Raw genomic sequence first — 10,069 nt, forward strand, 5'->3', positions numbered from 1 at the left:
ACCTAGGTAAGAACAAAGCCGGTCTCAGACCGGCTTTGTTGATCCCACTGCTATCCCCTGCACGAAGCTACTTCGCCATTAGAGATCCCTATTACTTTTCAAATCCCTCTAATACAATCTTTCCGATCATGCTCCCCGTCATGCTTTTTTCAAAAGCCTTTTGGACGTTAGCCGCATTGATCGGTTTGATACACTCTGTTAACGTGGGGCTCAATTTCCCCTCATCGACCCAATCCGCTGCTTGATTGAGAATTCTGTGCTGCTCGATCATATCCTCGGTTTGATACACAAAGCGTGTGTACATTAATTCATAGCCAATCGTGATGCTTTTGGCAAAAATCCTGCGATCGAACGGCCTCTCAAAAGGAAGGATGGTTCCAATTTTCCCCTGTGGCGCAATCATATCCGCGATTTGATCCATATGATCATCTGGATTCGTCAAAACAAAGATATACGGCACACTCTCCAAGCCAAGCTCTTTTAACTGGGGTCCAAACGGTTTGTGATGGTCGATTGTGTACTCTGATCCATGATCTTTTGTCCATTGGATCGTTTCCCCGCGCGATGCGGTTCCAATCACCGTCAGACCGGCCAGCTTGGCGATTTGTGTAGCAACAGAGCCTACGCCCCCTGCTGCTCCAATAATGAGAATGCTTTTCCCCTCGTTGTCTGCTGGATTCTTGGAGATCCCCATCCGATCGAAAAGCGCTTCCCACGCCGTAATCGTCGTCAACGGCAGCGCGGCTGCCTGGGCAAAATCGATGCTCTTCGGTTTTTTTCCGACGATCCGCTCGTCCACCAAGTGAAATTCACTGTGACCGCCTGGTCGGATATTTGTTCCTGCATAGAAAACTTCATCGCCTGGCTTAAATAACGTACACTCCTCCCCGACTTCGGCCACCACCCCAGCGACATCCCGTCCCACCAACGTGAGCGATGAATCGTTGGCATTCTTGCCGAGATACGATTTCCAGTCCGTTGGATTCACCGATACCGCCCGGACCTCCACCAGCAGATCCTTGCCCTGCGGTTTCGGGATTTCGATTTCGATATCAACGATAGGTGCAGGTTTTGTTTTGGATTTTGGTTGATAGAATCCTACTGCTTTCATCATTTTGGTTTCGGACATTAGCTTAATTCCCTCTCTTTCATAAAATAGTTTATCCTATAGATAGTATTCGAACCCTTTTTGGAATATCCTCCCATTCTTCGATCCTATCCTTCCAGGAAAGGGGCGCTCAAAAATAAGCGGAGGATTTCCGCTTATTTTTTAAAAAAATTATAAGTAGAACAAAATAAGCGGTGAAATTCCGTCTATTTTCTAAAACAGGAGCATGAAAACGCTAACATTTACAAATTAAGCGGAATTTTTCCGCTTATATGGCCTCATTTATCTGCTTTTTTAAAAATAAGGGGAGAATCTCCCCTTATTGAAAACTATGAAGTATGAATGGAAATGGCCTGAATCATCGTATCCCAATCATTGAAGTGTATTTCGTGTCCGGCCCCTTCCAGTGTCAACAAAGTGGCATTTGGAATTTCTTCAACTAAAGCTAAAGCATGCTCATAGGGAAGCATAGGATCTTCCGTTCCATGGATAACAAGTGTTGGAACTCGAATCCCCTTCATCTTTCCTTCATACCAATCATCCCCTTTAAGAAAGGCATGATTGAACATGCTGAGGAGGTTATTGGCACGTTTCACTTCTGTAGTCACATGCTTATGAACTCGCTTTTCATCAAATACACGCTTTGAACCTGAAAGCAGGCCGGATCCGTCGACCAGATATGGAACAACAACGGCTTCATCTGACCAATCCATTGTAGCTCCTTTCGTATGATAGGCTGGAATTTTCTCATCCATCGGAGGCAAATCTCGATTGTTATCATCCCCTCCAAAAAGACTGGTGGCGATCAACGTTAAAGTCAAAACTCTTTGCGGATGCCTGATGGCGATTATTTGCGCGATCATCCCGCCAAGGGACATGCCAGTAATGTGTGCCCGCTCAATTCCGTATGCATCAAGCACACCCACCGCATCATTGGCCATGTCTTGCACCGTATAATTTGAACTTCCCGGTGGATAGGTCACAGAACGCCCCACATCCCGGTTATCAAAGCGAATCACAAATCGCCCCGTGTCTGCTAATCGTTGGCAGAATTCCTCATCCCAATAAACCATCGAGCACATCGCACCCATAATCAGCAACACCGCGGGATGGGTGGGATCCCCAAAACTTTCTGTACATATATCAACACCGTTTATTTTATATACCTTTTCATTCATGATGATCTCCTCTTTTCATTTGAATACTCCATTAAAAAAGGCACACCCAAATAAACCCACACACTTTTCAAAAACAAAAAATGGATGAGCCTAAATGATCTATTACCTCAAATTAGCGCAAACGAATGAATTGAATAATCATCATGATCTCTCCTATCAAGGAATTACGGGCTTTCTGCCCCCCCTTTATTATAGCACGCTTTTCACTATGGCGTCAGTTTGATAGCCGCTACCTTTTTTAAAAAATAGGCTTTTTTACCCACCCACAAAACCACAATTTAGTCCGATGTAATCATAAATTCATTTTCAAATTTAGATAAAATGGAACATACACCGATCATCCATATAGATCCTAAGTAAAAGGCAAAACCATTGAAAAATGGTGACGCAAAACTATAGGGGCTTCGTTGTTTTACAACATGCCAGCCAGGTGCCAAAGGAGGAGAATGGTATTATATACCGGGAAAAGTTCAATCAGTGGATTCAAACTAAACTACTGCTTAAAATTGTTACAAAGGACGAAATTACTATTTATGGCCGGATGTTAACTTACCATGAAAATGAAAAAATGATCCTCGTCTATGACGTGGATCATAAAAATGTGTTTAATGTAAGTCTTTTTGAAATTTATCAGATTACTCCATCGGAGTAAAAAATGTCTTTTTACTGGATCCAAAGTTTAAACAGGCCTTCGGTAACTCCCAAATTGTACATATAATAAACTCCAAAAGCAGTACTAATGAAGCCCGTAACTTGGGATAGCATTTTATGTATATTTATCTTTTTCGCGCTAAGCACAAAGGGAATCCCGATGATTGTAGTAAAAGAAAGCATACCTATTACCGTTCCTATACCAAATATAAGAATATAAAAGGCACCTTCCCAAATGTTTTTTACTGTGCTCATCGTTAATAGAACCATAGCTGCACTACCAGCGAGACCATGCACCAACCCAATAATCATGGATTTTAGATAAGAGATATCCTGATGTTGGTGCTTGTGTTCTCCATCACCATGGTCATGTTGATGGAGCCGATGATTTCTGAAAGAAAGGATACTAGTAATACCAAGATAGACAAGCATAATTCCTACTAGGAATTCTAGGGACATCGCCCATTTTTCTGGTATTTCCCCCTTCATAAGAATCAAAAGAATACAAACGATAAATAATGTAGCAGTATGGCCAATTCCCCAGAATACTCCTGCTAGTGAAGAACGAGATAACTTTTTACTTCGACTGGCAATGGTAGATACAGCAATGATATGATCTGGCTCAATGGCATGTTTAAACCCAAGCACCAGTCCGAAAGCTAGAATCGATAGAAAACTTATTTCCATCAGCACACCCCCTATTTCCATCCTACTATCGTGTTATATTTCCAATTAATTGTAACACAATAGGCATGTCTGTACATAGTAAAAGTTCTGTGCTTGACGAAATAAAAAGATCTCTTACTTCTCTTCTTTCGCGAAATGTTCCATACGGGCTTGAATCGCATCACGTACTATACGGAATTGTGTCATGATTTCTTCTTCTGATCCGGTCGCTTTTGCTGGATCATCGAATCCCCAGTGCCATCTCTCCGCTTTTTCATTGCGTACCACGGGGCAATGATCGTTTGCATGTCCACATAGGGTGATGATGTAGTCTGCCCGTTCTAAGATTTCAGGGTCAATCACATCTGAAGTGTGATGACTAATATCGACTCCAGCTTCTTTCATGACTGCTACGGCACGTGGATTTAATCCATGTGCTTCGAGACCTGCACTTTGAACTTCGTACTTATCACCCGCTATCGCATGTAACCAACCATGTGCCATTTGGCTGCGGCAAGAGTTCCCTGTACAAAGAAAGTAAACCAGTGGTTTTTTCATTTTTTCCTCCCAAATTTTTAATGGATGAGATGAAGCCATAAATAGAGACCCAATAGGGTAATAAATAAAGTGGGAATCGTAAGTACAATTCCTGTTCGGAAATATTGCCCCCATGTGATGGTTATATCTTTTCGAGATAGCACATGGAGCCAAAGGAGAGTCGCTAAGGAACCAATGGGTGTAATTTTCGGTCCTAAGTCAGAACCAATGACATTGGCATAAATCAGCGCTTCACGGATCATCCCTTCTGTCGCTGTGCCCTGGATCGCGAGTGCATCAATCATCACCGTAGGCATGTTGTTCATAATCGAGGAAAGGATTGCCGCCATAAAGCCCATTCCCATGGTGGCGGAGAAAACTCCGTATTCAGCTGTCCATTGAATAGCTCGTCCTAACATTTCTGTCAAACCTGCATTACGAAGTCCGTAGACCACAACATACATGCCGATCGAGAAAACCACCACAGCCCAAGGTGCTTCTTTCACCAGCTTCCAGGAATTCACCTGCTCACTTCCCTTGGCAACAAGGATAAAGAAAATAGCTGCAATACCTACAATAAACGATACGGGGATGGCAAACGTTTCACTTACAAGATAGCCGAACAAAAGGACGACTAAAATCACCCAGGATAATCGGAACAATTTCAAGTCCCTGATAGCTTCCTTCGGATTTTTAAGTTGAGTTACATCGTAGGAATCAGGAATGCTCTTGCGGAAATAAATGTAAAGCAGACCTAAACTTGCAAATAAGGAAAAGAAGTTAGGAACGATCATGCGACTCGCGTATTCCACAAAACCGATTCCGAAAAAGTCAGCGGATACGATATTTACCAAGTTACTGACAATGAGTGGCAAAGAAGTCGTATCGGCAATAAATCCACTGGCAATGACATAGGCAATAATCATTTTCTCATCAAACTTTAATGCACGAACCATGGCCAGAACGATTGGGGTTAAGATCAGGGCAGCCCCATCATTGGCAAAAAACGCAGCTACCGCAGCCCCAAGAAAAATCACGTACACAAACATTAATTTTCCATTTCCTTTAGCCAGGCGAGCCATATGCAACGCAGCCCATTCAAAGAAACCAATTTCATCTAAAATCAAAGAAATAAGGATAATGGCAACGAATGCTAGCGTCGCGTTCCATACAATCCCTGTAACCGTCCAAACGTCTTGGAGGGTTACCACGCCAAAGGCAAGAGCGAGTAATGCCCCCCCTGAGGCAGACCATCCGATGGACAGACCTCTAGGTTGCCAGATGACAAAAATTAAGGTAATAACAAAGATGATTACTGCTAACACGATGTGTTTCTCTCCTTTTAATTACATTGTACAAGGAGTCCCTGTTGCTCCAATTCTTTCAATTTGTAAGAAAGATCAGGAAGATGTGTTAAAGAGAATCCAATGGTTTCTAGTTGTTCTCGAATCAGGGAGTAAAACACCCATTGCCCTCTTCGCGTTTCCTTTACCAGCCCTGCTGTCTTTAGACGGAAAAGATGTTTTGATATCGCAGGTTGGGAGATCCCAAAAACAGGAACCAACTCACAAACACAACAATCCCGGCTATTTAGTAAGGCAACGATTTGAAGACGAGTGGGGTCTCCGAGAGCTTTTAAAGCATCGGCGATCTTTTCAATTTCCACGATCTGTTCCCTCCTTCCTATTACCTACCATCATAATATAACCATATCGTTATATCAATATATAAATTCGTAGGGATGAGAAAAAAATAGGATGTCAAGAACGTCAGCGATCACTGACTTTTTTGACATCCTATTCGACGAAAAGTTTAATCCAAGATTTTCGTATACAACGGATCATCATGCAATTTTTCTTCCCAATTCAGGTAATCTATCATTTGCTGCCTGGATCGCTCATGGGATCGTGGTAAAATATCATCGGCCTCACCTATGATTCCGGATGATCCCTTTTCAAGTGCAAATCCTGCTGACCTCCAAGCATCCGTCCCCCCTTCAAGGGCTTGCACACGCTTATATCCTAATTCCATCAGGGTGGCCGCGGCAAAAATTGCCTGATTCCCATCCTTGCAGGTCAAGACGATGGGATCTTCTGTAATGGCAATCTCTCCTATTTTTTCTTCTAAAAGGCTTCGCAACAGCCAGACCGAGCCCGGAATATGACCATTTTTAAAATCACGGCTATTCCCAACGTAAATGATCTTCCTATTGGATCTTTCATTCCTCAAAGTTGCTGCATCGACTTTTATGATTTTTCCCGCGGCTTTTTGCAAACCGATTGGCACAACAGTAGGAACTCCTTTTTCCAAATCCGATTCCTGCCAAGGTCCCATTCCGCTTTCCAGAACATAGACATTTTTGAAGCCCATTTTGAGATACCAATAGGCTGTGAGCGTCGAACGAACCTGATCCTCACAGACAAAAACGATCGTGCTATTCCTTACAGCTATAAAGTCATCTGCACACTGGATCGCCTGCCCACCCGGAAGTGAGACGGTTCCTGGAATATGACCTGATTCATATTCCTCTTTCGTCCGGACATCAAATACATAAAGATAGGATTCTTCCTGCTGCATTTCTCTTAACCTTTCAACTGACAAGTGACGAATCCCATGGTCTTTCACTAGTTGGGCTGCGAAGTTGTGGGCAGACTCTTTGCTTTCTACAGAAGGTTTTGGTCCAGCAGGAATCATACTTTCCAATTCAAAACCAGATAAAACCCAGCCCATCGTCCCGTTATGTAAATCAAGAACATCGATCCCCATCATTTTCAAAGTCGTTGCCGCGATGATCCCACGCGTTCTTCCGGCACAAGTGACGACGATCTTTTTGCCTTGCTTGGCCAAATCATTGGCAACTAAAGGAAGTTCCACCCCCTGAATATTGATGAAACCAGGAATACTGCCTGAATGACCCACTTCTTCCGGAGGGCGGACTTCTATGCCGATGAAAGCTTCGCCCCTTTTCAATTGATCATGCAGTTCCGCAGGGGCAATCTGGTTGATGGAGTGCTGGGAAGCAACAACTTCACCAAAGGTTTTACTTGGGACGTTCACGCCTTTCACCAATGGTTTCCCTGCTTTTTCCCAAGCATTTAATCCTCCTTTTAAAACCTTTGTGTGGGAGTAGCCATTTTCTTCTAGGGACTTTGCTGCTAATGGGGCCCGTTCTCCTTCATCATCGTATAAAATGATTTCAGTGGACTGAATCGGAACTAATTGTGGAATACGAAATTCTAGTTCATAGCGAGGGACATTCGTTGAACCAAGGATTTGCCCTCGGTTATATGCCGGTCTTTCGCGAATATCAAGGAGTGCGTATGGCTCATTGCTTAATAACAGCGCTTCTAGTTCATCCGGTAAGATTTCTCTTATGATCATGGTTAGGCCCCTTTATCCTTTATTCAAAAAATTCAATATTCATCTCCTTCATTATAAGTTTAATACGGGTCATTTAAAAGGTTGAAAAAAGAAAAACAGGGTTTATCCCCTGTCATACTTTTTTAGTACAATGACTGCATTGTGACCACCGAATCCAAACGAGTTGGATAGTCCCATGGTAAGATTTGCTTTACGTACAATGTTTGGCACATAATCTAAATCACATAAATGATCCCGATCTTCAAGATTGATGGTGGGAGGGATGATCCCTTCTTGCAGCATTTTCGCTAACGCAATAGCCTCCACGCCTCCCGATGCCCCTAACATATGACCTGTCATCGACTTATTCGCAGTGACGGGAATTTGATACGCTCCATCTCCAAACAATTTTTTAATCGCCGATGTTTCCGATCTATCCCCCACGACCGTACTCGTAGCATGTGCACTAATCACATCGATTTGTTCAGCAGAAATGCTAGCATCCTTTACTGCTTTTCGCATCGCGTAATAGGCTCCCAATCCTTCTGGATGTGGGGCAACCATGTGGTGTGCGTCTGAACTTGCCCCATATCCGATTACCTCTGCATAAATCTGTGCATTTCTTCGTTTAGCGTGTGTCAAGGATTCTAAAATTAAAATTCCTGATCCTTCTGACATGACGAATCCATCACGATGAGAGTCGAATGGACGACTCGCCTTTGCTGGGTCATCGTTTCGAGTAGATAAAGCCGTAGCATTCCCAAAACTGGCTAAAGAGAGATCGGTAATGGCGGCCTCTGCTCCACCGGCAAAAATGACATCAGCCTCTCCATAGCGAATCGCTCTTAACGCTTCGCCAATCGCTGTATTTCCGATGGCGCAGGCGGACACTGGTGACAGCGTTGGCCCCATTGCACCCCATTTGATACTAATTTGTGCCGCAGCAGCGTTTGAAATCATGGCGGGTACAAGTGTCGGACTGACTCTGCCCGGTCCTCTCTCGCGAAGAATATCAACGTTTTGAATAAGCGTTTCGATTCCACCGATTCCCGAGCCCACATAGACCCCAAGACGTTCCTTATCGATATCCTCCAGATTTAAGTTGGAATCTTCCCATGCTTGCTCTGCTGCGACTAAGGCAAATTGACAAAATTTATCCAAACGCTTAGCTTCTTTACGCCCCAAAAGCTCGTCAGCATTAAAATCTTTCACGATCCCGGCGATTTTGGTTTTATGATTTTCTACATGAATAGTATCAATAGAAGAAATACCAGACCTCCCTGCAACAAGATTATCCCAAAAGGTACCGACATCATTTCCAAGCGGTGAAACCACTCCCATACCTGTGATCACGACTCTTTCCAATTTCCCTACCTCCTCTTATACTGCTATATTTATTCTCACACGACAATTATCCTATTACAAGTTGTTGTTTATCCTAGTATAATAACTACTATGATGATTCGTACTAGGGTTGGAGGTTAAGTTAGCAGATGAATAAGGAAACCAGATATGAAGCACTATCCGCTTTTTTAAAAGCAAAACGGGCCAGTATGAACCCGCAATCGGTCGGATTGCCCAGCGGAACCCGAAGGAGAACACCCGGTTTAAGAAGAGAAGAAGTCGCCCAACTCGCAGGTGTCAGCACCACCTGGTACACTTGGTTAGAGCAAGGTCGCGACATTAAAGTATCTGCGTCTGTGTTAGAAGCCATTGCAACAGCCCTTCAGTTAAATCAGGATGAACGAAAGTATCTCTTTGACTTAAGCCTGGATGTACACCCTACTGTTTCACAGCAAGAAGTCGAACCGGTAAAAATCTCCCCATCCCTTGAGAAAATACTAACTGAATTAAAATATTGCCCTACCCTTATAACAGACAGGCATTTTCAAATTGTAGGCTGGAATCGTGCCGCAGCCCATGTCTTTTTGGATTTTGAACAGATCTCTTGGGACCAGCGAAACTTGATTCGCCTCGTATTTATAAGGAAAGAGCTCAGGTCATTAGCTGTGAATTGGGAGCATTTTGTCAAAGGGTTTCTTGCAATTTTCCGTTCCTATTATGGTCAATACGTGGGAGATGCGTGGTATAACCAATTTCTTGGGGAGATGTCTACTCTTCATCCGGAGTTTCAAACCCTGTGGCAAGAAAGCCAAGTCAACATTGCACCAGAAGTGCAAATTGAATTTAGACATGCGAAAGCAGGAAAAATGCTATATAATCTGACTTCCTTGCAAGTGCAGGGAAATATGGATCTACGCTGCAGTGTGTATACTCCGGTCGAGGAGTCGTCTACTGAAATGAAGCTAAAGCGACTGATGAAAAAGACCGACGACTAGGGTCGATGAAGGACATTCCTAGCGTTTTTCAGCCGGGTTTTGTCCTTCATAAGCCCCATCACCTCTCGGAAATAGAACAAGTCATGATAAGGTCCGTTTGCTCTTCATCACCCATATAAAAAGAGTGGGCTCCCGTTTAAAATGTACCCTATAGAGTAGACACATTAAAAAAAGTCTACCTATGGGGTACTTTTTTGTATAATAAGCAGATACAACACGGAGAAACTGGA

10 protein-coding genes and 1 riboswitch are annotated in these 10,069 nt (G+C 43.4%); of the genes, 2 read left to right on the forward strand and 8 right to left on the reverse strand.

Annotation, left to right across the window (positions count from 1 at the left end; genetic code table 11):
- Positions 1-91: 91 nt before the first annotated feature.
- Positions 92-1,129, reverse strand: coding sequence for a zinc-binding alcohol dehydrogenase family protein (locus tag J2Z37_RS21320; protein ID WP_209812342.1), 1,038 nt, complete (start codon positions 1,127-1,129; stop codon positions 92-94).
- Positions 1,130-1,437: 308 nt separating this feature from the next.
- Positions 1,438-2,286 carry an alpha/beta fold macrolide esterase gene (gene mle / locus J2Z37_RS21325; protein WP_209812343.1) on the reverse strand — a complete coding sequence of 283 codons (849 nt, stop codon included), beginning with the start codon at positions 2,284-2,286 and terminating at the stop codon, positions 1,438-1,440.
- A 352-nt stretch (positions 2,287-2,638) separates the two neighbouring features.
- A riboswitch (cyclic di-GMP riboswitch) is annotated at positions 2,639-2,724 on the forward strand.
- On the opposite strand from mle, the gene J2Z37_RS21330 reads away from it, so the two are divergent.
- Positions 2,717-2,938 carry a hypothetical protein gene (locus tag J2Z37_RS21330; protein WP_209812344.1) on the forward strand — a complete coding sequence of 74 codons (222 nt, stop codon included), beginning with the start codon at positions 2,717-2,719 and terminating at the stop codon, positions 2,936-2,938. Its footprint overlaps the riboswitch before it by 8 nt.
- An 11-nt stretch (positions 2,939-2,949) precedes the next feature.
- Here J2Z37_RS21330 and J2Z37_RS21335 read toward each other — a convergent pair whose 3' ends face one another.
- The 6 genes from J2Z37_RS21335 to fabF all read right to left on the reverse strand — a co-directional run bounded on the left by J2Z37_RS21335 (position 2,950) and on the right by fabF (position 8,865).
- Positions 2,950-3,624 (reverse strand): urease accessory protein UreH domain-containing protein, encoded by a 675-nt coding sequence (locus tag J2Z37_RS21335; protein WP_209812345.1) that lies wholly within the window; start codon positions 3,622-3,624, stop codon positions 2,950-2,952.
- 114 nt (positions 3,625-3,738) lie between these two features.
- Positions 3,739-4,161 carry an arsenate reductase (thioredoxin) gene (gene arsC / locus J2Z37_RS21340; RefSeq protein ID WP_209812346.1) on the reverse strand — a complete coding sequence of 141 codons (423 nt, stop codon included), beginning with the start codon at positions 4,159-4,161 and terminating at the stop codon, positions 3,739-3,741.
- A gap of 17 nt (positions 4,162-4,178) precedes the next feature.
- On the reverse strand, positions 4,179-5,468 hold the full coding sequence (locus J2Z37_RS21345; protein WP_209812354.1) for an arsenic transporter: 1,290 nt from the start codon (positions 5,466-5,468) through the stop codon (positions 4,179-4,181).
- Between the two features lie 14 nt (positions 5,469-5,482).
- Entirely contained in the window at positions 5,483-5,806 is a 324-nt protein-coding gene (locus J2Z37_RS21350; RefSeq protein ID WP_209812347.1) for an ArsR/SmtB family transcription factor, read from the reverse strand.
- A 146-nt stretch (positions 5,807-5,952) separates the two neighbouring features.
- On the reverse strand, positions 5,953-7,521 hold the full coding sequence (locus J2Z37_RS21355; RefSeq protein WP_209812348.1) for a rhodanese-like domain-containing protein: 1,569 nt from the start codon (positions 7,519-7,521) through the stop codon (positions 5,953-5,955).
- Positions 7,522-7,623: 102 nt separating this feature from the next.
- Entirely contained in the window at positions 7,624-8,865 is a 1,242-nt protein-coding gene (gene fabF / locus J2Z37_RS21360) for a beta-ketoacyl-ACP synthase II (protein WP_209812349.1), read from the reverse strand.
- 128 nt (positions 8,866-8,993) lie between these two features.
- On the opposite strand from fabF, the gene J2Z37_RS21365 reads away from it, so the two are divergent.
- On the forward strand, positions 8,994-9,839 hold the full coding sequence (locus tag J2Z37_RS21365) for a helix-turn-helix transcriptional regulator (protein ID WP_209812350.1): 846 nt from the start codon (positions 8,994-8,996) through the stop codon (positions 9,837-9,839).
- Positions 9,840-10,069: the final 230 nt, after the last annotated feature.

The sequence above is a fragment of the Ammoniphilus resinae genome, from assembly GCF_017873965.1.
Lineage (GTDB): Bacteria > Bacillota > Bacilli > Aneurinibacillales > RAOX-1 > Ammoniphilus_A > Ammoniphilus_A resinae.

What these genes read in the sequence shown, in the direction of transcription:
- arsC (WP_209812346.1), bottom strand. Translation starts at nt 4,161, where the DNA reads ATGAAAAAACCACTGGTTTACTTTCTTTGTACAGGGAACTCTTGCCGC.
- J2Z37_RS21355 (WP_209812348.1), bottom strand. Translation starts at nt 7,521, where the DNA reads ATGATCATAAGAGAAATCTTACCGGATGAACTAGAAGCGCTGTTATTA.
- mle (WP_209812343.1), bottom strand. Translation starts at nt 2,286, where the DNA reads ATGAATGAAAAGGTATATAAAATAAACGGTGTTGATATATGTACAGAA.
- J2Z37_RS21320 (WP_209812342.1), bottom strand. Translation starts at nt 1,129, where the DNA reads ATGTCCGAAACCAAAATGATGAAAGCAGTAGGATTCTATCAACCAAAA.
- J2Z37_RS21365 (WP_209812350.1), top strand. Translation starts at nt 8,994, where the DNA reads ATGAATAAGGAAACCAGATATGAAGCACTATCCGCTTTTTTAAAAGCA.
- J2Z37_RS21335 (WP_209812345.1), bottom strand. Translation starts at nt 3,624, where the DNA reads ATGGAAATAAGTTTTCTATCGATTCTAGCTTTCGGACTGGTGCTTGGG.